Raw genomic sequence first — 24,789 nt, forward strand, 5'->3', positions numbered from 1 at the left:
GTTGAGCCGGTCGTTTCTTTGTCAGTGTCGTTTCTTTGTCAGTATTGCGGGATGGAGCGGACGTTTGAGTATTCGGCGCAAGCCGCACGTCGATGACGCGGGCGGTGGCGAGCCTACCCCGCGTGCCTCTCACTTTATCTCAGCAAAATTCGAAAAAGTTCAACACATTGTGCTGTCCTGACAAAATCGCCGCCGCGCGGGACGCGTCAGCGATGTGCGGCGGCCTGCGGCCTTGATTCCTCACGGGAGGCACGACGTTCAAATGTCTGGTAAGGGCTCATTCCGGACTGTCGTCCTTACCCCGTCTTCCGTGGCGTGAGCACCAGAGACGTCAGCCCGCCGAACAAGAGCGCCCAGACCGGGGCGCCGATGCTCATGAAGCTCAGCCCTGACACGGTGGTCATGAAGGTGACGAGCGCGGCATCGCGGTCCTTCGGATCGTGGAGCGCCGCGCTCAGCCCCCCGGCGATGGTGTTCAACAGCGCCAGACCGGCGATGGTCACGACGAGCGCCTTGGGCGCGATCAGGAACAGCGCGATCACCGCCGCGCCCAGAAGCCCGGTGACACAATAGAGCACGCCGGTGACGGCGGCCGCCTTCCAACGCGTCGCCGGGTTCTCATCGGCTTCCGGCCCGGCACAGATCGCCGCAGTGATCGCCGCGAGGTTGAAGGCATAGCCGCCGAAAGGCGCGAGGATCAGCGTGGTCAGCCCGGTCACCGTGATCGCGCTCGAGACCGGCGGCTGATAACCTGCGGATTTGAGCGTCACCACCCCGGGCATGTTCTGCGAGGACATGGTGACGATATAGAGCGGCAGCGCGATGCCGATGAGCGCCGACAGGGTGAATTCGGGCATGGTGAAGACCGGCCTGGCCAGTTCGAAGGTGAACGGCGCGCCCGTGGCGAAGGCGCCAGTCGCAGCACAATAGAGGATGCCGACCGCGAGCACCGACGGGATCGCAAACCGCGCGAAGAACCGCCGCCCGGCAAGATAGGTGGCACACATCAGCGCCACGAGCGGCAGGTTCTCCTCCATCGAGGAAAACACCCCCAGCCCGAAGCGGAACAGGATGCCCGCCAACATGGCGTTGCCAATGGCGTCGGGGATCAGATGGGCGATGCGTTCGAACCAGCCGGTCACCCCGGTGAGCGTCAAAAGCGCGCCACAGACCAGAAACGCCCCGATCGCCTCGGGGGCCGAGACGCCGTCGAGGCTCAGCACCAGAAGCGCCGCGCCCGGCGTCGACCAGGCCGTCAGGATCGGCATTTTGAAGCGCAGTGTCAGAATGAGGGTCGACAGCCCCATGCCAAGCCCCAGCGCCAGCATCCAGCTGTTGGCCACGGCCTGCGGCACGCCCAGCACGTCGATGGCCTGAAAGATGATCGCAACGCTGCTGGTATAGCCCAGAAGCACAGCGATGCTGCCGGAGACGAGATGCGAAAGTTTCAGTCCGGACATGATGCGATCCCCATAAATAAAGAACTGCGACGCATTGGGCGCAGGTTTGGGTTTGAACCCCGGCGCATACGTGCGTTATAACGCTCAAAGCCGCTATAGCGCATGGACGTTATAACGCACAAGCCCGATTTTCGACATGCTGAACAGGATCTCCTCATGGTCAACACCGATGGCAGAGACGGCCCCAATGACAGCTCCGGTGAGGGCGGCGCGACGCCCACGATCCCGCTCAAGGCGATCCGCGGCAAGGCCGGGCTGAGCCTCGCACAGGCCGCCGAGCTGACTGGGGTGAGCAAGGCCATGCTGGGACAGATCGAACGTGGCGAATCCTCCCCGACGCTGATCACCCTGTGGAAACTGGCGAAAGGCTTTCACCTGCCACTCTCGGCCTTCATCGAGGGGCTGACGGAGCCGACCCAACCTCCCGCCACCTCGACCGGCGCACCGACACGCCCTGCCCGACCTGTGAATTTCGGCGAGAGCATCAGTTTTGACACGCTCTTCGCCTTCGATCCGGCCTTTGGCTCGGAAACCTTCCTGATCCACCTGAAACCGGGACAGACCCATGTGTCGCATCCGCATGACGCGGGCGTGGTCGAGGATATTTTCGTCACCGAAGGCGTGGTGGAGATCGAGCTCGACGGCGAATGGAGCCGATATCACAGCGGCGACGCGCTGCGTTTCAGGGCCGACCAGCCGCACAGCTACCGCAACCCGGGCCGCATCCCGGCCCGGTTCCACAATACCATCCACTACCCGCAGCGGGGCTGAGCATTCCCCGGAGCACAGCCAGGACAGGCGCGGCAACCGGTCGCATCGGGCCTGACGCGCAGCACCTGTGCATCCGCGCGGGGGATCAAACACTTATATCTGAATACGTTATGATTAGATCTTGGGGATCTTGCACCCTCCGCACTTACCCGATCTGACCCCGGGCCGGCGCAAGACCGACACGATGCCAACAAGACGCCAACAACAAAGACGCATATCCCATGACCCTGACATTGACTGCCTTCTACGCCGGGCTGGCCGGCCTGATGTATCTCTATCTCTCGATCTACGTGATCAAACAGCGCCTCAATATCGGCCAGGGCCTGGGCGATGGTGGCGATGACACGCTCAACCGCCGCATCCGCGCCCATGGCAATTTCGCCGAATATGCGCCCATCACCCTGATCCTGATCGCCGCGTTCGAGGCCCAGGGCGCCCCCGCCCTGCTCACCCATGTGATGGGGCTCACCTTGCTGATCTCGCGCGGGTTGCATGCCTACGGCATGCAGGGCAGCGACAAGGAATGGGGCCGCAAATACGGCATCCTGTCGACCTTCGGCCTGCTCCTCGTACTCTCCCTCGGCAATATCGGCATGGCGATCTTCTGAGACGCTGACCCGACAAGTCTCAAATCCGAAGATGACAAAAAGGGGCGCTTGCAGGCGCCCCTTTTCGTCCCCCCCTGTCCCGGCGCCGCCCTCAACGCCGGTATTCACGCAGGTAATGCCGCTCGAAAGCCCGTTTCATCCAGTGGAACAGCCGGCAATTCGGCAGGGTCAGCGAGATCCTGTGGTTGCGGAACACGAGGATGCCCTTGTTCACCGAATCGACGATGCACACCAGCTCGGCCTTGAACTCATGGCTGGGCGCCTTGCCTGCAAGCTCGTCGCGGATATTGGCCACCGCCGCCTCGGCCTGAAGATCCGCCTGATGCGCCTGTTTGGCGAGCCAGTCGGGGCCGGGATAGGAGCCGGTATCGCCCACGACATAGGTCTTGGGCCAGCCGACCACGCGGCATTGCGCATCCGCCTGGATGAACCCGCCCGGGCTGCGCGGCAGCTCGGTGTTGTCGAGCCACAAAGGCCCTGTGAGCCCGGACATGAAGAGCACCAGATCGGCGGGGATTTCCTCGCGCTCGGTCACCACCTTGTCGGCTTCGATGCGGATCGGTTTGGCGCCGATGTGGATGGACACGTCGCGCTTGCGCATCTCTTTCAACAGCCCGTCCACCGCTTTCGGCCCGAGCCGCTGACCGGGACGCTCGGCCCCGTTGAAGAACACCAGTTTGAATTTGTCACGCCGCCCCTGCTGTCGGAGCAGCGTGTCGATGCCGAAGAGGAACTCGAACATCGGCCCGCCGCGCACCGCCTGCGTCTCTTTCGGGTTGGTGCCGAAGCCCAGGGCAATCGTGCCGCCCTCCATGTCCCGGATGCGATCGTGGATCAGCTGGCCTTTGGCGGCCCCTTCGCAAGGAATGATCGCATGTTCGGCGAGCCCCGGCAGTTTCTTGAGATAGCGCCCGCCGGTGGCGATGATCAGCACATCGTTGCTCAGCGCCTCCGTGCCACTCTCTCCCTCGACATCAACCACCCGGCCTTCGTCGCGGACATTGACCACCCGGCCCTCGTGCCAGGTGACCTGTTCGCGGGCGAAGAATTTCGACAGGTCGACATCGATGTCGGCGGCCGTTCGAATCCCCGCGGGCATCCAGATCAGGCTGGGCAGATAGGTCAGATGATTGTTCGGCGAGATCACGGTGATCTTGGCGTTCATCCTGGCTTTGCGGATCTCGCGCACGGCGGTGAGTGCACCGAAACCGCTGCCGAGGATCATGATATGAGTGGAGCTCTGGCTCATGGGACTTTTCCTTTGACGCCGATAGGGCGTGAAAACGAGGGATCTCGGGATCGGATCAAAGCGCCTCGCGCCCGCGCCGTCCTTAATCCACATCAAAGATATATTTCAGAAATAGGTAATTTCACTGCGACAGGTTGACCGTTGTTTTTCAGGCGATCCCGCATGGCCTGAGAAAAAATCCGGGCCGGATCGCATTTTTCCCTTGCAGCCCCGCCGATGATTTCATATCTCACGCCTCACCCAAGGAAGCGGGCGTAGCTCAGGGGTAGAGCATAACCTTGCCAAGGTTAGGGTCGGGCGTTCGAATCGCCTCGCCCGCTCCAATTTCCTCCCAGCCTTCGGGCAAAGAGGATCGGGTAACATACCTCATGACCGTACCCCCGGTCACGTAACCGAGCCGACGGACAGGCTGGACGCGAGCGGGCGTAGCTCAGGGGTAGAGCATAACCTTGCCAAGGTTAGGGTCGGGCGTTCGAATCGCCTCGCCCGCTCCAATTTCTCTCCACAGAGGCTTTTCGAAAGAGACCTTTCGACAACAAAGACCGGGCGGCACCGGGCTTTCGACGACTCTGACAGCCGCGCAGACCGCGTCGCCTTGCCCCCTCTGGACACCACGCCGTTTCGCATCTCGACGCATGCCCACCCGCCGCCCTCGGATGCGCCTTCCTCGGACGTGCATTGCACCCCGCTTAACCCAAAAAGCGATTTCCAAGCGCTCTCAAGGGCTTGAGACTTGACGTTACGGCACAGAGACCGAAAACTGCGACCGGACAAAACGCGCGGATTCTTTCATGGCTTTCAAAACCATCATGTCGCCGAAATCGGCGGCGCTCTACCCCATCCGGATCAAGGACTGCCTGATCACCACGGGACAGGAGGTCAAGGCCGAGGATCGGGTCCTGATCGCCGAGACCGCGCAGGGCAAGCGGATCGGGATCAAGGCCGGTGAGACCGGACGGGTGATTCAGGCCCCGCCCAAGGATGCCATCCTCGACCGACGGCAGATGATCCTGGTGATCGAGACTTTCGAGCCTGCCGAAGCCGGGAGCGCCACGCCCGAAACCGACACGGGAACGCGCACGGAGACGCCCCGGCCCCGGGAACAGGAAGTGCGAAGAGAGCCGCAGCAGGAAACACAGCGAGAGCCAGGGCAAAAGCCGGAACGGGACCCGGAACGGGACCCGGAACCGGCGCCTTCCGCGCAAGCCAGCCCCCGTCGCCCTGCCGCCAAAAGCGCCAAGAGGACCAAGCGCGCCAAGACCGAGCCGCCGCGCGCAAACGCCGCGTCCAGCTCGGCTACCTCGAAAGCGCGCCCGAACCCTGACCGCAAGAAGATCACCTTCGGTCGCGTCCTGGGAAGCTACGGCTATTACGTCCTGCCGATTGTCGCGATCATCGTGATTCAGGCGGCCTTCCCCGGCTTTCTCGACAAGTTTTTCGACTCGGGCAGTGTCAGCTCCACGCCCCAGTCCGGCTCCGGCACCAATGCAGGCGGCACGACAAGCTCCCTGCCTGTGGTCAGCTTCCCGCGACCGCAGGACTATGCCTGGATGGACGCTCCCGAAATGGAAAGCCTCACCCGCATGAGCCGCGATGGCGCCACGCGGTTCTTCGATATCGACATCGCCCCCGACGGCTCCGTTCTCATCGTCGGCGCGCGCTATGGCGACGGCTATGCCTTCAGCTTCGATAGCAGCCATACGATCCAGGGCGAATACTCCTCTTCGGGGCCGGTCAGCGACGGGTTCGCGCTCTACGACCTGTTCGACGCTTCGCGCAGCACGCTTTTTGCCTTCAGCAACGGCGCGCGCGACTCGAGCCGCATCTATACCGCCACCGACGATCTCGAGGATGTCACCCGGACCTCCCGGATCGGCGATCTCCGGCTCGAGAATTTCCGCATTCTCAGCGCCGACCGCGCCGGCAATTTCGGCATGCTCTGGGGGGAATATCTCGATCGGGACCCGGACAGCAGCCCGCCGATCGACCTGCCCTTTATCGTCGCCCTGTCCGCCGTGGGCGATGCCACACAGACCCAGTCGAACGGTGGCGCCGGGCGGTGGACCATCAACACCGCGGAATTGCCGGAAGGCTATGGCCCGACCGTCTCCGCCGGCTATAGCGATGCCGCCTTCTGGGGCGATCCGCCCGCGGCAAAATTCATCACTCGCACTGTCGGCTACAAGGATGGCGATTTCAGCATCGACACGATGGACACGATCGATCTCGATCTTGCCGATCTCATGCCCGCTGGCACGTTCTCCGGTTGGCGCGGCACAGTGGATGGCAAGGATGTCGGCCGGTTCGAGGCGGTGGCGCTCGAATATGATAGCGGCGGCGACTATTCGCTCTATGCCGGGCAATTCAGCGGCACGCGCGGCCAGCCCCTGCCCGAACATTTCGACGTTTTCCTCGATGTCGGCAAACCCGATGCGCCGAGCACCCGGCTTGTCCTTGCCCGCAATGACAGCCGAGCCTCGGACGGGCTGGAGGTCCGCGACGTGATGGCCCTGCCACAGGGCGGGTTCGCCGTGCTGATGCGCGAGGAAACGGGCACGCCCTATACGGCGGTGGTCACGCTCAGCCGCGAGGGCGCCGTCCGCTCACAATATGTCCGCCGCGATCATGGTCTCGAAAGAATGGCCATCGGGCCGAATGGCAATCTGCATCTGGTCGGCTGGGATGTCGAAGAGAGCGGGAAAGAGGCTCTCTATCTGATCTTGCGCCCCTGAGCTTGTGCCCCGATCTTGTGCCCTCGATTTCGCCTCTTCTGGCCCGCGCTCATTTATGGGAGCGCCCTGCCACCGAGGCCAGCTTCTCCGGCGCGACCACAGCCTCGCGATGACGGAACAGCGGCAAGCGTTCGCCTTGCTGACAGGCCGCGCGGATATGACAGGTCTCACAGATCTGCGGCAGGATCTCGCTCGCCTGTCTGCAATCCTCGCCCGGGTTTTCGACGAACCCTTCCGCGATGGCCACGAGATCATCCGCCGGCGTCTGACACCCAAGCACACAGCGCAAGCTCGAAAGCCGTGCGAACATGTCGCTGTGAATATCCGGCTCGCGGCTGCTGACCAGCATGGTCACGATATGCGGCTGATGGAACTCGGCCATCAGCGCCACGCCAAGACCGCTTTCCGAGCCGACGAGCAGATCAAAGATCAGAACGTCGAATCTTTCCTCCCGCAATCTGCGGATCGCCCCGTCGGAGCTCCGGCTGCGGCGGACATAATGCGACCGGCAGCCGAAAGCGGTCTGCCATTTGGTCGAGGTTTCGATATCTTCGTGCCACACCAAAACGCGCATGGGATACACCGCTCACAGGGAATGGCGAGAGGGTGAGGAGGATTCCTTAAGAAAGTGTTAACGAACTATTAACAATTCGAACAATCACCCGTTGCCCCTCTTATTTTTTGCACAACCGCTCACACAATCACCCATCGCACATCTATCGCGCGAGAAATCATCCGCGGCCGGGGCCGGCACCCTGCCCAGCCCCATTGGCAAAGCTGGCCCGGCATGCGTATAACCGACGCGAACCAAAGAGGGATCGCCATGCGCAAAGCCAGCATCACCCGCAACACGGCGGAGACCAAGATCACGGTCGAGATCAATCTCGACGGCACCGGCACATATGACAACCAGACGGGCGTGGGTTTCTTTGACCACATGCTCGATCAACTGTCCCGCCATTCGCTGATCGACATGGTGATCCGGGCCGAGGGCGACACCCATATCGACGATCACCACACGGTCGAGGACACCGGCATCGCACTGGGTCAGGCTCTGGTCAAGGCGGTGGGCGACAAGAAGGGCATCTATCGCTACGGGCATTTTTCCCTGGCCATGGATGACACCCAGGTGGCATGCGCGCTCGATCTCTCGGCGCGGCCCTTCCTGGTCTGGAATGTCGAGTTTCCGACCGCCAAGATCGGCACGTTCGACACCGAGCTGGTGCGCGAGTTCTTTCAGGCGCTCTCGACCCACGGCGGTATCACGCTGCATGTCGATAAGGTGCACGGGATCAATTCCCACCATATCGCCGAAGCGGCGTTCAAATCGGTGGCACGTGCCCTGCGCATGGCGGTCGAGATCGATCCGCGCATGGCCGACAGCCTGCCCTCGACCAAGGGCGCGCTGTAAACACTTCAGCGTAAGAATTACGTTGCGGGCAGACGCCCCGCAACGCCCCACCTCGGACCGGCACTTGCCCGGTCGATGAAAGACCAAAGACATGCTGACAGCACTCGTCGATTACGACAGCGGCAATCTCCACTCGGCCCACAAGGCCTTTGAACGCATGGCGCGCGAGCGCGGCTCCGGCACCATCGTGGTGACTTCGGAACCCGACGTGGTGGCCAAGGCCGATCGTATCGTGTTGCCGGGCGACGGCGCTTTCCCGGCCTGCAAGAAACAGCTGTTCGACTACACCGGACTGTTCGACGCAATCTCCGAAGCGGTGACCCGGAAGGGCCGTCCCTTCATGGGGATCTGCATCGGCATGCAGATGATGGCGACGCGTGGGCTCGAGTATGAAGAAACCATGGGATTCGACTGGATTCCCGGCGAGGTGGTCAAGATCACCCCCGCCGATCCGGCCCTGAAAGTGCCGCATATGGGCTGGAATAACTTGTACGTTTCGAACAATCACCCGGTGCTCGACGGCATCCAGACGGGTGATCATGCCTATTTCGTACATTCCTACCATTTCAAGGTCGCAGAGCCGGCGCATCGTCTCGCCTATGTCGACTATGGCGAGGAGGTCACCGCCATCGTCGCCCGCGACAACATGATCGGCTGCCAGTTCCACCCGGAAAAGAGCCAGAGCGCCGGTCTCAGGATCATTTCCAACTTTCTCGGCTGGGCGCCCTAAGCCCTTAAAAATTCGCAACAGGACAAAGGGGCCCACGAGGCCCCTTTTGCATCTCTTCAAACGGCTACGCGCGTGCTTACTGCAACCGGGTCCAGGTCTGCCCCTTGCAGATCGGTCCGACACAGCCGGAAACCTTCAGGCTATTGCCCGTCAGACTCATCTTCGAATTGTAGACCTTGCCGGTCGAGGGCTGCCAGATCTTGCCCTGTTTGTAGGAGCCTCCGCCCTGGGGCACCATGTCCCAGACGATCGGCTTGCCGACATTTTCAGATTGCACCGGACCATTGGCGTCGAAGGCCTTGGCGATCGTGCCACAGATCTGCGCGCCACAGGCGGCGATCTTGATATGAGCATAATGGCCATCGTCAACCTGGGTCTTCCAGGTCCCGATCACCGGATCGGCGGCAAAGGCCGGCGCGGCCATGGTCAGGGCCGTCATAGCGGCCAAAGCGAGTTTCTTCATTCCAGTTCCTCCCTGAATGGGCACATCCTGAGGCCAAGCCCCGATTTGAGGCAAGTTTAACGCAACGGCACTTTTCACCAAAGCGGGTTTTGCATTTGCCCCATAATCATGCCAAAGGGAGCGCATTGACTTCACGACAGGAGCCCGAGCGCCATGATCCTCTATCCCGCCATCGACCTGAAAGACGGCCATGCCGTGCGCCTCTACAAAGGCGAGATGGAAAAGGCGACCGTGTTCAACGAGAACCCGGCGGCGCAGGCATTGGAATTCGTCGAAGCGGGCTGTGAATGGCTGCATCTGGTGGACCTGAACGGCGCCTTTGCCGGTGAGCCGGTCAACGCCACCCCGGTCGAGGAAATCCTCAAACAATGCAAGGTGCCGGCGCAGCTGGGCGGCGGCATTCGCGACATGGCAACGATCGAGATGTGGCTCTCGAAAGGGCTCGAGCGCGTGATCCTCGGCACCGTGGCGGTGGAGAACCCCGATCTGGTGCGCGAGGCGGCGCGTGCCTTTCCGGGCCATGTCGCCGTCGGCATTGATGCGCGCAAAGGCATGGTCGCGACCAAGGGCTGGGCCGAAGAGACCAATGTGAACGCCACCGATCTGGCGAAGTCCTTTGAAGACGCAGGTGTTTCGGCGATCATCTACACCGACATCAACCGCGATGGCGCGATGCAGGGGCCGAACGTGGAAGAAACCGCAGCACTCGCCAATGCCGTGTCAATCCCGGTGATCGCCTCCGGCGGCGTCTCCTCGATCAAAGACCTCGAGAATCTCAAAGGCTGTGGCGCGCCTTTGAATGGCGCCATTTCCGGCCGGGCACTCTATGACGGTGCGATTGACCTGAAAGAGGCGCTCAAGGTGATGAAAGGGTGAGACGGCGCTGGTACGCCCTCCTCTCCCTCGGTATCGCGCTCTGCCTCTCGCCGATGGTTGCGGTGTTCTGGGCCGACGGGTTTGCCGCGCGGCACGGCTGCCGGCTCGACGAGGCCGGCATCTATCCCTGTGTCGTGAACGGCCATGATTGGGGCACCACACTTGGCACCGCATTTCTCTCCGGCTGGCTCATGCTGTTCACCCTGCCCCTGGCCGGGCTCTTGTCGGTCGTGATGCTGACCCTCATGCTGCGCGCCCGGTTGCGTCGTCGCAAAAGCTGACCCTGCGACATCTTTGCCCTTCCCTTTGTCGCCCGACTGTCTCTAAGTGAAGAGAGTTAACATAGCGCACAGGTTTTTCGATGGCACAGGTTTCCCACACGCCGCTTCCCCAACAATCCCGGCTCTGGGGCAAGGTCTCCGACGGCGATTTCATCGATGGTTATGCGGTGGAGAGCCTGCTTTCCCCGCGCGAAGCGGCCGACATCGGCCTCACCATGCCCGGCTGGGCCGATGCGCTTTTGCGCCTGCGCAACACACTTGTGAAACCACTTGGCCTGAAAACGGAAAGCACCGATACGGGCGACGGCGCGATTTTTCCGGTGGAGTATGAAGGGGCAGACGAGCTGATCCTCGGCACGGATGACCGGCATCTGAATTTCCGGATCTGCCTGCGCCAGGACGCGGGGCGGGTGCATATGGCCACATGGGTACATCGCAACAATGTGCTGGGGCGGGCCTATCTCATGCTGGTCATGCCGTTTCACCGGCTGATCACCCGTGACGCCATGCGCCGGATCGCGCGCGCCTCGTGAAACGCGCGCTTTCGATCTTTCTCTTCCTCTGGGCCTTGCCCATCGTGACGGCTCTGATCTCGGGGCTGTTAAGCCTCCTCACAGGCTGCGGTCTGGTCAATGATATGTTCGAACCGCTGTCGTGCAAAATCGCCGGGAAGGAATGGGGCGTGGCGCTCTATTTCGGTTTCGCACCGGTGTTTGTCACGCTTCTTCTGAGCCCGCTCGCCCTGATTGCCGGCGTCCTGCGCCTCTGGTTGGCCCGTCGCGGCACCTCCTGATGTTGCATCAGCCGCGCGGGCGCAGTAAGTCGCAATAAGTCGCTGTTCCCCGAGGCCAACCAAAAGGCGCGCCCATGCTCAAGACCCGCATCATCCCCTGCCTCGACGTGGCCGATGGCCGCGTGGTGAAAGGCGTCAACTTCGTCGATCTCATTGACGCGGGCGACCCGGTCGAGAGCGCACGCGCCTATGATGCCGCCGGCGCCGACGAGCTGTGTTTTCTGGACATCCATGCAACGCATGAGAACCGCGGCACGATGTATGATCTGGCGACGCGGACCGCCGAGCAATGTTTCATGCCGCTGACCATCGGCGGCGGCGTGCGCACGACCGAGGATGTGCGCAATCTCCTGCTGGCGGGGGCCGATAAGGTCTCCTTCAATTCCGCCGCCGTGGCCGACCCGGACGTGATCGCACGCGCCGCCGATCACTTTGGCAGTCAATGCATCGTCTGTGCCATCGATGCCAAAACCATCGAATGGGACGAGGACGGCACACCGGTGAAATGGGCGATCTTCACCCATGGCGGGCGCAAGGCTGCGCTCGATGCCGAAGGCCATCCGATCGATGCCGTCGAATTCGCCAGGCTGATCGAGAAGAAGGGCGCGGGCGAGATCCTTCTGACCTCGATGGATCGCGATGGCACGCGCGCGGGCTTCAATCTCGAGATGACGCGCACGATTGCCGATGCGGTGAACATCCCGGTCATCGCCTCCGGCGGGGTCGGCAATCTTGACCATCTCGTCGAAGGTGTCACCAAAGGCCACGCCAGCGCGGTTCTCGCCGCCTCCATTTTCCATTTCGGGGATTACACCATTCAGGAGGCCAAGGAATACATGGCCTCCAAAGGCATCCCCATGCGCCTAAATTAATGCGTCTAAACTGAGGAGCCGCCCATGTCCGTTTTGCACGAACTCGAACAGGTGATCCTGTCCCGCAAAGACGCCGATCCGGAAAGCAGCTGGACCGCGAAGCTTCTGGCCAAAGGCCCGGAGAAATGCGCCGAGAAATTCGGTGAAGAAGCGGTCGAGGCGATCATCGCGGCGGTGAAGAACGACCGCGACAACCTCACCTATGAGGCCGCCGATGTGCTCTATCACATGCTGGTCATGTTGGCCGCGCGCGATGTGGCATTGGATGATGTGCTTAATGAGCTGGCCCGGCGTCAGGGCCTGTCGGGGATTGCGGAGAAGGCGTCGCGCGGCTGAGGCCGCAGGCAAATGGCCGCTTTCCGGGACGAAGGGAACGCTGGCCTTCTTGGTGCTGAGCCGTGACAAGCCTGCCTGTAGGATGGCGCTTCGATCTAAGAGGTCTACGCTTTATCTCTGCCAAACCCGTGGAAGTTCAATCTCTTGCGCGCGGGTGACAATGCGCCAGCCTGCGAGGACAGGCAGGCGCAGGCGCGGCGGCTTCGCCTTGTTCCGCGCCAAGAACGCCAACGTCTCCAAGGGCCTCAAACCCGCCATTTACTGCAAGCGCCGCCTCAAAGCCCCAACCTTGGGATCTCGATCGCCGGGCAGCGGTCCATCACCACTTCTGCGCCCTGGGCACGGGCCAGCGCGGCGGCTTTCTCGTTGACGATATCGAGCTGCATCCAGACGTATTTGAGGCCTTTCAAGGCATGCAGCGCCTCGTCGACCACATGTTCGATCTCATCGGCGCGGCGAAAGATATCGACCATATCGACCGGCTCGGTGATGTCGGAGAGCCTGGCGACACAGGTCTGACCAAAGAGCTCCCTGCCCGCCTGACCGGGGTTGACCCCGATCACCTTGACGCCACGCGCGGCCATGAATTGCCCGACCTGATGCGACGGGCGTTCGGGGCGTGGCGAGGCGCCCACGAGGGCAATCACCTTGGTGTCCTGAAGGATGCGGATGATATCGGCGTCGGAGAGATGATCTACATGTTGCATGGCCAAACCATAGCGCGATTCACCGGCTTTCGCGATGAATTTCATACGAAATTCATTGTAACGCGCCTGTTTCGCCGCTCTGCGGCACGGCCCCGCCCGCCCCTGCGCCGGTCGCTGACGGACAGATCGGGCGGCCAGAAAAAAGCCCGGGCAAAAAGCCCGGGCAAAGTTTTGGAACGAGGGACAGTGAGAGCAACGCGCGTGTTCCAAACTGCGCGTCTCACAATCATAGATAGGTGCGCCCTGCCGGATTGAAAGGGGCGGTCAGGAAAATGTGAACGGAGGGTGAACCTGCGCCGAAGCTGCGCTGCGCGAGAGGCTCAGCGCCTCGACGCTGCATATAGGGCGACGGCGGCGGCATTCGAGACGTTGAGCGAGCCGAAATCGCGGGCGAACTCGATTTTCACCAGCTTGTCGACCGTCTCCTTGGTCTTTTGCCGCAAGCCCGGCCCCTCGGCGCCCATGACCAGCGCCACCGGGCGACCGGCGAGCGCCGCCATCGCGGTGTCGATCGTGTCCTCGGCCTCGCCATCGAGCCCGAGACAGGTGAAGCCCAGCCCTTGCAGCTGAACGATCGTGTCGGCAAGGTTGCGCACCCGCAGGTAGGGCTGGCGTTCGAGCGCGCCCGAGGCGGTCTTGGCCAGCGCCCCGGTCTCGGGGGCCGCGTGACGCGCGGTGGCGATCACCGCCTCGGCGCCGAACACCTCGGCGGAGCGCAGAATGGCGCCGACATTATGCGGATCGGTGACCTGATCGAGCACCACCACCGTGGGCGCCCCCTCGCCCGCCGCCAGACAGACCTCTTCCACAGAGCCCCATTTCAGGGGCTTCACTTCCAGAAGCGCGCCCTGATGCACCGAGGCCGGATCGACCGGCACGCCGTGATTGCGCGGATCATGGAATTTGCGCGGATCGATCTCTTCGAACGCCATGCCCGCAGCGGCGATATCCTCAGCCAGTTTCGCCTGGGCATTCTTGGTCACCAGAAGCCGCAGCTTCTCGCGTGCCGGGTTTCTGAGCGCATCGCGCACTGCATGCAGACCAAAGAGCCACACGGTCTCCTGCGCGGCTTTGCGTTTGGCTTGCTCTTTTTCGACGACCCATTTGGGTTTTTTCATGGCTCAGATGTCCCGGATTGAAAGGCTGACCCTTCTTGGCGCAGGCAATCTCGAAGGACAAGCAATTTTCCTGTTGACGCCCCCGGCGCTCAAATGTATCCACCGCCCACACAACGCGAAACGGACGTGTCAATGACACGACAATCGCGGAAAGTGGGCGACGGGCTGCAAGGTGCGGCAGCGGACTGTAACTCCGCCGAGGAGACTCATGCCTGGTTCGATTCCAGGGTCGCCCACCACTTCTCAATAAAATCAAGGGCTTACTCACTCCAATGTAAGGGAGATGAGAAAATATGGCCCGTACAACGCTTCCCAAAGGCATCTTCAAACGCGGCAACACCTATGCTCTGCGGTTTTCCGTGCCAAAGGAATTGCAACAGCTCGTCGGTAAGAAGGAAATCGTTCGTTCTCTCGGAACATCTGAACTGAGCGAAGCCCTTGAGAAAAGCCCAGAAGTCCAGAGAGAAATAAAGGCCTCCCTCTTTGGGAAACATGAGCTTCGCCCAGCGCAACCCAAACGGCTCCAAGCCAATCACACTGTGAAGGCAACGGCACACAAATGGCTCGCGGAGAGTGACGGCCTCAAACAAGCGACACGCCACCGCTATCAGCGCATCCTAGAACGCTTCGAAAAGTTCTCTGAGAACACCGAGGTAACCAAGATCAATCGGGCAATGGCGCTAGAATACATTGATCACCTTAGGACCACACCCTCGCAGCGTACGGGTACTTCTCTATCGCACCGAACCCTTGCCACCCATCAAATCTGTCTAGCATCGTATTGGCGTGTCCTTGAGCATTGGGGGCTCGTAGATAGCGATATGAAGAACCCATTTTCTTCTTTGCTTAGGCGCATGGCAGGTCAAAAGAAGAAAGCCGACCCAAGGCGCAAAACCCTCCGCCCCGTTACCCGCGATGAGGCAGAAGACCTTCTCAGATATATCGCCACGAATTCTCGCCTGAAGTATCAATTCGAAATGTTCGCGACTGTGCGGCTACTTTGGACCACCGGATGCAGACTTGGAGAAATCGCAAAGCTTCACTTGAAAGACATTGTGGACCACAAGGATCACATCCGGCTGAATATCAGGGATGCGAAGACCGAAGCGGGTAACCGGGTTGTCATGCTCGTAGGGGAAAGCGACTGTGAGCTCATCCGAGAGGCTGTGAGGCGCTCGCAGGAAGCTGTGCCATCCTGCAAGGAAAATTGTGACGTCCTATTCCCTAGAATTCAGCGGGGAGGGTATGATCGCTCCCTTACACACTATATCGGCAAAGCCCTCGAAAGTGCTCGCAAGAAATTTCCCACCTGCAACGAATGGGACATGCATTCGTTCCGACGAGCAGCCATCTCCGCCCTTATCAACGCGTCTGTTCCCAAAGAAGCCAGAAATTTGGTCGTGGGCCATTCCAATAGCGAAGACATAGGTCTGTCCGTTTACGCCAAACACGGTGACCTCAGTGAGATCATCAAGTCTACCTTTACCTCGCTCTACAACGAGCAGGGAGGAGAGTTGCTAGGCTCCTATCCGTTCGCAACCATTTCCAAGCGCATACACCATGAAGAGAGGCTCGAGTACGACCAAAAATTACCACAGCGTCGCCTTGAGACCCAGAGATTCTAACCAACGAAATCTCATAGGATGATGCCCCCCCCCCTTGGCTCTCCCCTCGTCCGCGAGGCTAAAAATGTAACGATAATGGTTCGCTAAAGAAGGGACCAACCATTCGCTATGCTCACACATTGGTTGTTTCCCCTCAAATGAGCTCGGCCCGAAGACCCCCAGAACTTAGGTATTCGCGCCAAAAACCAACCCGCCGTCTTCGTCAGCTTCGAAGGCGGCCCTTCATTATATGGAGCCCCAAAATGGACATCGATCAAGCCGTAAAAAAAATCGGCAACGGCAATAAGTCCTATCCCTACACCAGCACTGAAACCTTGGTTTTGGGAAGCTTTATGACCGCACACGGCGAAGACTACACCTCAACGAAACTTGAGGGTTGGAGCCTGCAGAAAAATCATCCTCAAATCGCGGCGATCCCGCCCAATTTTCGTAGTGACGCAGCATATATCTATCGGTTGCATCGTGACCATAAAGACGAGCTACTCGAAGCCCTCCGCATATCCCACCTTTGCGACTACTACACGCCACATCCAACCATGATGAGAAGAGCTTATCGAGAGTGGGCGAGTCAGCAGACCCGGTAACTGATCAAAGCAATCATGGCCTCGGCGCACTCGCTCCGGGGCTTTTTTCTCACTCAGTCGGAGACCAATTCATTGTCCAAAAATCGGAAAACATGCCCGTATTGCCGAGGGTCGTTTGTCACAACGCGTCGCAATCAAAAATTTTGCACTCCAAAGTGCAGAAAACTATCGAGCCAAAGAGAAATTCGGGAGAAATCACCAATCAATTCCACAAATAGTCATCAAAAGTGGCGAGAAAATGTAGAAATTTTCGATAAGGCCCTTCGATGGGCTGAGATGTACTACACGATGCCCCCATCGGACCGCTCCGCATTTCTAGACACGCTTCTCGACTGTGCAGCTAATAACATACCCAAGGTACGAACAATCCTTGGAATGCCCAAGTTGCTACGTGCCAACCGAGAAGAGCCAAATCTGTTCTGGCGCAAATGCCCTGCCGCACATCGAACCATCTCTCAACTTGTAAGTGCTCATTGCAGTGAACGTTTCGGAATAAGCTACAAGACCTGGATCAAAGGCGTTCAAGCCTCCGTTTAAGAGCAAAGCGTCTTCACCATATGTAATAACGCTGAGTAACCTTGTGCGAACCTGCGAGAGATGCTCATTGTGCTTGAACCACCATAGACCGAGCTAAAGGTGTGTCGGTCTATGGAACCATCTTCCTTCGAAACCAACGATGTTCTACCCCAATCATGAACATCTAAAATTCATATACTCAAAGGCAATTACACCCCGATCTCCTTTAGACTCGGTCTAAGCCAAGACATCAAAGCATGGACCGTTTCCAAGACCTCGACACTGAGTGATTTGACTTCTCTGGATATGCTCGATCACAGACGCAAAGGCTTGGTAGTCCACTCTATTATGTCGGTTTAGGGGATATAAGCTAACGCTCGACCAAAGGCAGATATGTGCGCCACATGAAAGTGCCCTTTGGTTCATAGTTAGAAAGCTCACCTCTTTGGCCAGCAAAAATTCAATCAAAACTCAATAATACATAATAATAAACCCCATCTTTTTTGAAGTGCCTTTCAAACACCCCCGCCCCCCTTTGAATGCCAAAAAAACTCCGTGATCTCTTGGCCTTACATCTCTGCCAATAGACCTTGGTCCTGTGTCATGCCCAGCGCATGGTGCGATAGCCGGACTATGGAGTGGTCTCCGCCTTTTGGCAGACCCACTGCCGCAAACTCATAGACATCATTGGCAGATTAGGAGGGCAGCTATGCTCATCGGCTACGCACGCACATCGACATTGGAACAGATCGCAGGCTTGGAGGCTCAGAGAGAGTCACTGATGGCCATCGGGTGCGAAAGGGTATGGGAGGAACAAACAAGCTCTGTAGGCCGCCGTACGGGCCTCTCTGAGGCTCTGGAGTACCTTCGAGAAGACGACAGCCTCATTGTCACCAAATTGGATCGTTTGGCCCGCTCCGTGAGACACCTCGGAGAGATCGTAGAGACCTTGGAGGCCAAGAAGGTCGGACTTCGCATTCTCGATCTCGGATTGGACACATCCAACGCCACAGGCAAGCTCATGCTAAACGTCTTGGCCTCTGTGGCGCAGTTTGAACGCGAGATGATGCTGGAGCGTCAGAAAGAAGGGATCGCGAAAGCCCAGAGGGAGGGGAAGTACAAAGGGCGAGCCCCCACCGCCCAGCGCATGGCTCCACAGGTCCACAGGATGCTCTCAGAGGGCATGACCAAGCGAGCTATCGCAGAGGCACTGGGTATCTCTGAGAGGTCTGTTTATCGGGTTACCAATATGTCCTAACAGCAATCGAGGGAGAGCAATCCGAGGGGGCGTGGCAGAAAGCTATTGCGTCGCCCTCTCTGACAACGACTGCAGAATTCGCCCCATAGACAGAACGCCTTGATGGACGAATTTGTTTGGAAGCATGAAACCCCGAAGGGATGGCTAACTACTACTGCGTTGCGGAATGGAACGATGGGCGGGAAGCTGCCATTCGCTGCGCATACAACAGGGTCAACATGCATGACCAAAAGCAGCCAATCACCAAACACGCACCAACACTATTTTTACGTTCTTCCAATGGTAGCTTGCGGCTTTGTTTAGCCGACCAATCTTGCCAGATTTGATTTCAAGGTATTTTTTGTCTCTGCGGTATCCATGCGCCAAACGTTCGAAAGTCCACGAGTTGCCTTGCTCAATGATGAAAGTACATCGTTGCTTGCAAACGGTGCATCGGTTTCAGTCAAGATACGCTCTCTTGGCATCAAAGATACGGCAGCTTTACCTTTCGCACTTCGCAGCATTGGCGCACCCACTGAGAACCAGCATCCAAGTTTGATCGCTCGCTCCAGTTCAGCACGGCTTCCCGTGAACCAATGTAGAACTGGAATACCACAACCAGGATGCTCTTCAATTTTATCAAGCACTGCATCCGCAGCATGGCGACTGTGAATGGAGATGATTTTGGTTCTTTCAGTTCGGCATAATGAAAGAATCTCAGCGAAAACCTTGGCCTGAGCTTCTTTCGAACCAACAAACTCTTTCCCCCCGTCTAAGCCGACTTCACCGACATATCGGGTTTCCCGAAGTAATCTTTCAAACAGCGGCATCTCGTTGGGTCGTTCACCAACAAGCTGTGGGTGATAGCCGAGAGCGGTTCTAATTCGACTATCCTTTTTCACCAACCGGGATGTCTTCGGATACGCCTTAGGAATGGTCGTCACTGATAACACGTAAACTTGTGCAGCCTCCAGTTCCTGAATGGTACTGGTCCGGTCTTCCATCAAATCGAGGTGGCAATGAAAATCGATCACAGTATCACACTAGATGCCTTGGCTTTTGAGAAAATCACCGAGTTCCTTAAGACCGCGCTCGTAGACGGCGAGCCATTGGTCTCGCTCGGCGACATCGATTGGAAGAGGGCCGGATTTCAGTGCATTTTTTAGACGTTGTTTCTTTGACTTTGGTTGGGCAGCCCTTACCACTGCCATCAGGTCGTCTTTCTTAGTGCCATCATACTCAGCGAAGTTTTGCGGTATTGAATAGGTATACGGTGTGTTGTCGGCAATACCCGCTTTGAGGAAAGAAGCCCTTCGGATGAGACAAGGTATACAGCGACCACATTGCTCACTCTTTCGTTTCCACTTACCACAGGACACGGTTTGGCTGGCGTATCGCTGATCACTCGCGCTTAGAGATGCGGCGACCATCATTTCGCCTTTGGTCATGGTCCAGAAAGGGTTTTCGATAATCGCTTTGATGCCGACGCGTGAAAACAACTCTTGCATCTGCGACAAATAGTTTGGATGGGCTGTACGAGTACTATGCGACCCTATCCGTCGTGGTGTTAAAGGTGCATTCAAAGCAATAAAGCCATTTTCCGGTATGTATAAAGGTACATTACCTAGCCCGTTGAGCTCGGCCACAGCATCCGCACATACGGCCGCCATTGCCAGAAAATTGAAGCTTCTGCCTCGCATTGTTGTGTCGTTTGAACTGCCAGATTGCCTTGGGCTTGCGTTGAAAGCAAACCGCTGAAGTGGTTGCCCCAAGCGATCATACAGATAGTTCTGTCGTTGCGAGTCTTGAGGATAAGAGTGACTGACTAGGATGGGGTTGTTTCCGTTTGCAATCAGATTTTTTGCGCCGAGCCAACTGTCCAAACCGCCCGAGTACAAACAAACACTATCAACGCTCAGCAAATTTGACTTTTTTCTAAGTCGGCCACCAATGGCGTTTGGTTTGGGAGGGCCATTCTGTAGAAACGTAAACTGCCAGTGATCGCCTGTCAGGAAGTTCAGGATTCTCTGTAGCAACGGTCTTGCCGCTGTCCATTTGTCTGGCTGCACAACAGGAACATGTAGATCGAAATCTCGCGCCCAACCATTGTCAGAAACATCTTCTCTGCGGAAGAAAGTATCTGCAGCAGTGACCGCCATCGAAATCGTGAGAAAATCGAACGCGGTAGTGCTGGTCGGTGCCCCCAAACGTTCGACCCTGTCAGGTAGGGTTTTGCCAATGTAGCCTGCCTTATCAATGTTGTGGCAAGTTCCATATAGCCTGACTATGCGGGAGTTGTCCGCAATGGTCACAGTTGGCGAGATTTCTTCGGTTTGAAAGTGAAGAATGCACTTAGTCATCAAAGCGCTCCCAAGTTTGCCAAACATGTCGAGCTGCTGTGCGCATGTATCTTTCGACTGCATCTGAGCCAAGTTTGATGCCCGCTTGCTGCACTTGTGATGCAAATGACTGCTCAACATGCTCTCTTGTCAGGTCCAAAATCTCAGTCTCACATTTGGCGGTCGTCACCACATCATCAGATCGGTTCCACGAATTTCCCGCTTCATTGACAATTATCTGAAATATCGACTGGGCGAGGTATTCAATCATGATTTGTGTAATGTTATCGTCGGTTAGCGAGTTCGGGTCAAAGTTGGCATCAAAATCAAGCACATGTTCAATAGCTTCCTGAACTGCCACGTTGATGGCGTCGGCGTCCGGACTATCCCCACTTACGTGTTCAGCGATAGCTTGGGCAAATTGATCTACTGTTTTGCCTGTGTAGCGATCGGGATCAAGTCCTGTGACGTCGTTGCCATCGGCAATTGCTTTCAGGGTTTCCCCGAATGCGCCACCTGCTGTAATAACTTGACCAAGACGTCTCGGGCCAACAGCAGCTCCTCCCGAAGCTTGCCGTGCGAATTTACCTAAAGATTTCTGAAGAGGGGCTTTTCCGCCGCCACCAGAAACATAGTCACCAAAGCTTTTTCGAAAGGATCGGTATCGGTTGGGATCAGATGGAGGAATTGGAGCTCCAGGTTGATCGTCTGCCCAGTCAGGAACCAATGGATTGCGGCCACGACCGCCTTTGGAAGATGCAGAAGTTCCCATCATTAACCTCCTTTCTGCAATGTCTCGATCAGGCTTCTGAGCCATGCCGCAGGCTGTTGAACACTTGATAGGAAGCGCAACAGATCATCTTTTGTTTCCGGGTGCTTGGTTGCAAGAATGACAGCGCCGTTGACATCTGCCCGCTTGCGAGACCAATCACCGTCTTGGCGCAGTGTATTGATTAGCTCACTCATCGCCGCCGACCTTTCGTCCAACGGTATTGTATCTATTGCAGTCCCCGCAGCCTTAGATACTCGGGTGGAAATCTGGAGAAGCGCTGCAATTGCCTTGATCGTTTCTGGGGAAAGGGTCGCATTCGTAATTTGAAGGGGTAAAGTTTCCCGTGCCAAGTAAACTGCCGCGCGCAAGTCTACTTTTGAAAGCTCTGGAGATAACTGTCCCCACTCGGCGATAAATTCTTTGTGGTCATGCCAACTCTCAGGAAATCCAGTTGTGGATGTTCCAATCTTTTCCAAGTCGGTTGATGAAAGTTTCTTGACCTTTCCTTTCGGAGAAGCATTCACCATCTTTAGCAGATCACCGAAAGCTCGGTCGCTTGTACACCTTTCGAACAGCGAAATTTTTGCGATCACAGCCTCGTCCAAGTTCATCTTTCGTCTTTTAGCAAGACCATGACGCATACGAACGGTGTTCATCATCCTCTTAATTATCCGAGGGTTCCCTAAGACCGCTTTTGATTGAGCAAGCGTTGGTGCTATTCGCAGGACGTTTTCGAGCTGCGTTTTCAGATCTGCGTTCGCAGAAACTATCTTAGACAGTTCATCCAGCGAGAACCGTCCGCTTTCTGACCAAGAGTTTTGAATTGTCTCCAGCAAGTAAGTGCGGGCACTTTCCAAAGCTGCTGCATTCACAGCCGAGGAGCGAGATAAGACCAACATACAAAGGAAAGCTTGCACTTCTTGTAGGCCAAGCCTCGGAACAGCCACGGGGAATTGGACCAGTTTATCCAGATAGTCTTCGACATGCTTCTTCGAGACTCCCGAAAAATGGGTGGCGACAGCGTGACGAACCATATCTACATCTGCGGCAACGACGAATGCGGTGTTCGGGAGGGAAAGGAACAGTCGCATTGCCTCGAGGTTTTCGATTGCAGTTTTCGGAAGGCAGCGGTCAAGGTTATCTACAAAGACAACCAAACGTTTATCTAGGCCTTCCAACAGAGCCGAAAACTCTGCCTTAAATGCGGCGATTTCTTCTGGCGGAGATTGAACCTCTTTGGGATCAATCAGTCCTTTCAACTTCCCGGTTGCCGTATCTACGCCATCCTGAATGGCTATTAAATCCTCCGCGTCTCCTTTGCCGGCAATTGCATCACCGCCAGATTCAATAGCCTTTGACACAAAACCGAACGTGGGCAAACCGAGAGCAGCCATCCCTGCTTCTGCGCCAAGACCTAGGAGTCTGAGTTTGTTCACTCGTCGGAAAAGCCCTTTTGCTTTCTCTTTCAGGTCTTCGGGCGCTTCCGTTATCAGGGCTTGAGAAATAACGGTCATTAAGGCCGATTTTGCTTCATCAAAACCTTGGTACAACCATGCGTCGAACTCGATTACGATTGTATTCCCATCGTCGGTAAGACGTTTGTTTACCAACTGTAAGATGCTGGACTTTCCAACACCCCATCCGCCGTAAACCCCAACGGATAATGGTAGCAACGTATCATCTGAGATCATGTCGCAGATCATTTCGGCGACTTCAGAATGGTTCAAATAATCGATGTCAGTTTCGTTGTCGGACCACATGGAAATACCTTTTTTAAACTCTCCGAACGTTCGCTTAAAAAGTGTGCCTATGAAAGTGGGAATATTGTGAGATGCAGTTATTTCTGAGGAGATGTATCAATAGCCCCTCCAGGAGACCTAGGCTACATGTGTGTACGGATCGCAAAAAAGATGTCTCAGGTGAACTGGTGTCAGTGGCTGCTTTAGGAAAGCTGCGGCGTAGCACTTGACGACACCAGCAAGGTCCGGTTTGGGCCGAAAATCAACAAGCGCACACAACAACTTTTTGAATGCTTAAATTTGTGGACGAGCCTACCTCCGAAGCATCGCATCCTTCTTGCCTTTGGCTCTTTAGAAAAAAGCAAACGCGCTCGGGCCTTGGCACAACCGCTCAGGTTGCCTGTATCGCCCTGCTATGAGTGCCCCAAGTGGCAGCGTATCGCTACCGCTATCAGATCAAACGCCACCAAACTTCACCCAATACGATCGCCGAAGAAGTTGTAAGGGTAGTGTAAGGGTTGACTGGCGTTTTACCCTTACAGTATTCAGCCAATTCTAAGCAACCTAGGGTAAGCCTTTAGGTGAATTGGGAAATGTCAAATTCCTGAATAAAATCAGGAAAGTGGGCGACGGGCTGCAAGGTGCGGCAGCGGACTGTAACTCCGCCGAGGAGACTCATGCCTGGTTCGATTCCAGGGTCGCCCACCACTTCTCCCTCATGATGACATAGGCAGCAGGCGGACAGAGAGCGCTCTCGTTTCAGCCCTTGCAACTCCCCGCGATTGCCCCAGACTATGCGCAAACGATCAAGGGAGAACGCCATGGCATTGCAACGCAAGGAAATCCGTTACGACGGCCTCAATGGCGATACGGGCGGCCCATTCATCGGCAGCCTGCATTGGGACGATGCCCTCGATGGTCCCCGCCCCGGCGTGCTGGTCGCCCATGCCTTCAGCGGCCGCAAGATGTTCGAGGAACAGCGCGCGCAGGAACTCGCCGCCCTGGGCTATGTCGGCTTTGCCGTGGACTATTATGGCCAGGGCTGGACCACCGATGATCCGGCCGAGGCTCATGCCGCCAAGGACAGGCTCGACAAGGATCGCGCCACATTGGCCGCGCGGATGGAAGCCGCGTTCAAGGCACTCGCGACGCAGGAACTGGTCAATGAAGATCTCATTGCCGGGATCGGCTATTGTTTCGGTGGCAAGGCCGTGTTGGATCTGGCGCGCCAGGGCGTCGACATCAAAGGCGTCGTGTCCTTTCACGGCATTCTCGACCGGGCCGAGACCGCCCCGGATGTGAAAATCCCCGCCGAGGTGCTGGCGCTGCATGGCTGGGACGATCCGCTGGCCCGCCCCGAAAGTGTTCTGGCCTTCGGTCAGGAGATGACCGAGCGCGGCGCACGCTGGCAACTCCACGCCTATGGTCACACCGGCCACGCGTTCACCAACCCGGCGGCGAAACCCGGGGCGCAGCCCGGCTTCGGCTTTGACGTCAAGGCCACCGCGCGCAGCTGGCGCGCCATGGTGGATTTCCTGGCCGAGGTGTTACGCTGAAAGCCGCGCCCGGC

The 24,789-nt window shown here is 57.7% G+C and carries 25 protein-coding genes and 4 tRNA genes; 19 read left to right on the forward strand and 10 right to left on the reverse strand.

Features of this window, described 5'->3' with window-relative positions; genetic code table 11:
* Positions 1-296: 296 nt before the first annotated feature.
* Positions 297-1,463, reverse strand: coding sequence for a benzoate/H(+) symporter BenE family transporter (locus BM151_RS08095; protein ID WP_177213077.1), 1,167 nt, complete (start codon positions 1,461-1,463; stop codon positions 297-299).
* Positions 1,464-1,616: 153 nt separating this feature from the next.
* On the opposite strand from BM151_RS08095, the gene BM151_RS08100 reads away from it, so the two are divergent.
* A complete protein-coding gene (locus BM151_RS08100; RefSeq protein ID WP_090059849.1) occupies positions 1,617-2,231 on the forward strand; it encodes a helix-turn-helix domain-containing protein in 615 nt (204 codons plus the stop codon).
* A gap of 221 nt (positions 2,232-2,452) precedes the next feature.
* Entirely contained in the window at positions 2,453-2,839 is a 387-nt protein-coding gene (locus tag BM151_RS08105) for an MAPEG family protein (RefSeq protein ID WP_090059850.1), read from the forward strand.
* 91 nt (positions 2,840-2,930) lie between these two features.
* On the opposite strand, the gene BM151_RS08110 is transcribed toward BM151_RS08105, so the two are convergent.
* Entirely contained in the window at positions 2,931-4,088 is a 1,158-nt protein-coding gene (locus BM151_RS08110; protein ID WP_090059852.1) for an NAD(P)/FAD-dependent oxidoreductase, read from the reverse strand.
* A gap of 248 nt (positions 4,089-4,336) precedes the next feature.
* On the opposite strand from BM151_RS08110, the gene BM151_RS08115 reads away from it, so the two are divergent.
* The 3 genes from BM151_RS08115 to BM151_RS08125 all read left to right on the forward strand — a co-directional run bounded on the left by BM151_RS08115 (position 4,337) and on the right by BM151_RS08125 (position 6,820).
* Positions 4,337-4,411: transfer RNA gene (locus BM151_RS08115), tRNA-Gly, on the forward strand.
* A gap of 96 nt (positions 4,412-4,507) precedes the next feature.
* A tRNA-Gly gene (locus BM151_RS08120) sits at positions 4,508-4,582 on the forward strand.
* Between the two features lie 297 nt (positions 4,583-4,879).
* Complete coding sequence (locus BM151_RS08125) at positions 4,880-6,820, forward strand: hypothetical protein (protein WP_090059854.1); 1,941 nt, start codon at positions 4,880-4,882, stop codon at positions 6,818-6,820.
* 49 nt (positions 6,821-6,869) lie between these two features.
* Here BM151_RS08125 and BM151_RS08130 read toward each other — a convergent pair whose 3' ends face one another.
* Positions 6,870-7,394: a hypothetical protein gene (locus tag BM151_RS08130; protein WP_090059856.1), complete on the reverse strand. Its 525-nt coding sequence runs from the start codon at positions 7,392-7,394 to the stop codon at positions 6,870-6,872.
* Positions 7,395-7,643: 249 nt separating this feature from the next.
* Here BM151_RS08130 and hisB point away from each other — a divergent pair, with 249 nt between their 5' ends.
* Together hisB and hisH are read left to right on the forward strand one after the other, a co-directional pair.
* The gene (gene hisB, locus BM151_RS08135) at positions 7,644-8,231 is read left to right on the forward strand and encodes an imidazoleglycerol-phosphate dehydratase HisB (RefSeq protein WP_090059858.1); all 588 of its coding nucleotides are present in this window, start codon (positions 7,644-7,646) and stop codon (positions 8,229-8,231) included.
* A 91-nt stretch (positions 8,232-8,322) separates the two neighbouring features.
* Complete coding sequence (gene hisH / locus BM151_RS08140; protein WP_090059860.1) at positions 8,323-8,961, forward strand: imidazole glycerol phosphate synthase subunit HisH; 639 nt, start codon at positions 8,323-8,325, stop codon at positions 8,959-8,961.
* A 76-nt stretch (positions 8,962-9,037) separates the two neighbouring features.
* Here the strand turns inward: hisH and BM151_RS08145 are convergent, their stop codons facing one another.
* Positions 9,038-9,424 carry a DUF2147 domain-containing protein gene (locus tag BM151_RS08145; protein ID WP_090059862.1) on the reverse strand — a complete coding sequence of 129 codons (387 nt, stop codon included), beginning with the start codon at positions 9,422-9,424 and terminating at the stop codon, positions 9,038-9,040.
* 153 nt (positions 9,425-9,577) lie between these two features.
* Here BM151_RS08145 and hisA point away from each other — a divergent pair, with 153 nt between their 5' ends.
* From hisA to BM151_RS08175, 6 genes are all read left to right on the forward strand, one after another.
* Positions 9,578-10,300, forward strand: a complete 723-nt coding sequence (gene hisA / locus BM151_RS08150) for a 1-(5-phosphoribosyl)-5-[(5-phosphoribosylamino)methylideneamino]imidazole-4-carboxamide isomerase (RefSeq protein ID WP_090059864.1) — start codon at positions 9,578-9,580, stop codon at positions 10,298-10,300.
* Positions 10,297-10,581 carry a hypothetical protein gene (locus BM151_RS08155; RefSeq protein WP_090059866.1) on the forward strand — a complete coding sequence of 95 codons (285 nt, stop codon included), beginning with the start codon at positions 10,297-10,299 and terminating at the stop codon, positions 10,579-10,581. Before hisA ends, BM151_RS08155 begins: the two co-directional genes overlap by 4 nt.
* 80 nt (positions 10,582-10,661) lie before the next feature.
* Complete coding sequence (locus BM151_RS08160) at positions 10,662-11,114, forward strand: DUF2867 domain-containing protein (RefSeq protein WP_090059868.1); 453 nt, start codon at positions 10,662-10,664, stop codon at positions 11,112-11,114.
* On the forward strand, positions 11,111-11,374 hold the full coding sequence (locus BM151_RS08165; protein WP_090059870.1) for a hypothetical protein: 264 nt from the start codon (positions 11,111-11,113) through the stop codon (positions 11,372-11,374). The genes BM151_RS08160 and BM151_RS08165 overlap by 4 nt, the downstream gene beginning before the upstream one ends.
* A 74-nt stretch (positions 11,375-11,448) precedes the next feature.
* Positions 11,449-12,246 (forward strand): imidazole glycerol phosphate synthase subunit HisF, encoded by a 798-nt coding sequence (hisF, locus tag BM151_RS08170; protein ID WP_090059872.1) that lies wholly within the window; start codon positions 11,449-11,451, stop codon positions 12,244-12,246.
* Between the two features lie 24 nt (positions 12,247-12,270).
* Positions 12,271-12,582 (forward strand): phosphoribosyl-ATP diphosphatase, encoded by a 312-nt coding sequence (locus BM151_RS08175; protein ID WP_090059874.1) that lies wholly within the window; start codon positions 12,271-12,273, stop codon positions 12,580-12,582.
* A 275-nt stretch (positions 12,583-12,857) separates the two neighbouring features.
* Here the strand turns inward: BM151_RS08175 and BM151_RS08180 are convergent, their stop codons facing one another.
* Together BM151_RS08180 and rlmB are read right to left on the reverse strand one after the other, a co-directional pair.
* Positions 12,858-13,289, reverse strand: coding sequence for a CoA-binding protein (locus BM151_RS08180; protein WP_090060127.1), 432 nt, complete (start codon positions 13,287-13,289; stop codon positions 12,858-12,860).
* Between the two features lie 320 nt (positions 13,290-13,609).
* The gene (gene rlmB, locus BM151_RS08185; RefSeq protein WP_090059876.1) at positions 13,610-14,407 is read right to left on the reverse strand and encodes a 23S rRNA (guanosine(2251)-2'-O)-methyltransferase RlmB; all 798 of its coding nucleotides are present in this window, start codon (positions 14,405-14,407) and stop codon (positions 13,610-13,612) included.
* Positions 14,408-14,562: 155 nt separating this feature from the next.
* Between rlmB and BM151_RS21600 the strand changes: the two genes are divergently transcribed.
* The 4 genes from BM151_RS21600 (at position 14,563) to BM151_RS08200 (ending at position 18,390) form a co-directional block, all read left to right on the forward strand.
* A tRNA-Tyr gene (locus BM151_RS21600) sits at positions 14,563-14,646 on the forward strand.
* A gap of 54 nt (positions 14,647-14,700) precedes the next feature.
* Positions 14,701-16,032, forward strand: coding sequence for a DUF6538 domain-containing protein (locus BM151_RS08190; protein ID WP_090059878.1), 1,332 nt, complete (start codon positions 14,701-14,703; stop codon positions 16,030-16,032).
* Positions 16,033-16,274: 242 nt separating this feature from the next.
* Entirely contained in the window at positions 16,275-16,616 is a 342-nt protein-coding gene (locus tag BM151_RS08195) for a hypothetical protein (RefSeq protein WP_090059880.1), read from the forward strand.
* A gap of 1,225 nt (positions 16,617-17,841) precedes the next feature.
* On the forward strand, positions 17,842-18,390 hold the full coding sequence (locus BM151_RS08200; protein WP_090059882.1) for a recombinase family protein: 549 nt from the start codon (positions 17,842-17,844) through the stop codon (positions 18,388-18,390).
* Between the two features lie 299 nt (positions 18,391-18,689).
* Here BM151_RS08200 and qatD read toward each other — a convergent pair whose 3' ends face one another.
* The 4 genes from qatD to BM151_RS08220 are packed head-to-tail and all read right to left on the reverse strand — an operon-like array spanning position 18,690 to position 23,240.
* The gene (gene qatD, locus BM151_RS08205; RefSeq protein ID WP_090059884.1) at positions 18,690-19,403 is read right to left on the reverse strand and encodes a Qat anti-phage system TatD family nuclease QatD; all 714 of its coding nucleotides are present in this window, start codon (positions 19,401-19,403) and stop codon (positions 18,690-18,692) included.
* A gap of 9 nt (positions 19,404-19,412) precedes the next feature.
* The gene (qatC, locus tag BM151_RS08210; RefSeq protein ID WP_177213065.1) at positions 19,413-20,756 is read right to left on the reverse strand and encodes a Qat anti-phage system QueC-like protein QatC; all 1,344 of its coding nucleotides are present in this window, start codon (positions 20,754-20,756) and stop codon (positions 19,413-19,415) included.
* A complete protein-coding gene (locus BM151_RS21605; protein WP_177213066.1) occupies positions 20,722-21,480 on the reverse strand; it encodes a type 1 periplasmic-binding domain-containing protein in 759 nt (252 codons plus the stop codon). The genes qatC and BM151_RS21605 overlap by 35 nt, the downstream gene beginning before the upstream one ends.
* A 2-nt stretch (positions 21,481-21,482) precedes the next feature.
* Positions 21,483-23,240 carry a KAP family P-loop NTPase fold protein gene (locus tag BM151_RS08220; protein ID WP_090059890.1) on the reverse strand — a complete coding sequence of 586 codons (1,758 nt, stop codon included), beginning with the start codon at positions 23,238-23,240 and terminating at the stop codon, positions 21,483-21,485.
* Positions 23,241-23,843: 603 nt separating this feature from the next.
* On the opposite strand from BM151_RS08220, the gene BM151_RS21610 reads away from it, so the two are divergent.
* Positions 23,844-23,927: transfer RNA gene (locus BM151_RS21610), tRNA-Tyr, on the forward strand.
* A gap of 113 nt (positions 23,928-24,040) precedes the next feature.
* Positions 24,041-24,775, forward strand: a complete 735-nt coding sequence (locus tag BM151_RS08225; protein ID WP_090059892.1) for a dienelactone hydrolase family protein — start codon at positions 24,041-24,043, stop codon at positions 24,773-24,775.
* Positions 24,776-24,789 lie beyond the last annotated feature (14 nt).

The sequence above is a fragment of the Celeribacter neptunius genome, assembly GCF_900113955.1.
Classification (GTDB): domain Bacteria; phylum Pseudomonadota; class Alphaproteobacteria; order Rhodobacterales; family Rhodobacteraceae; genus Celeribacter; species Celeribacter neptunius.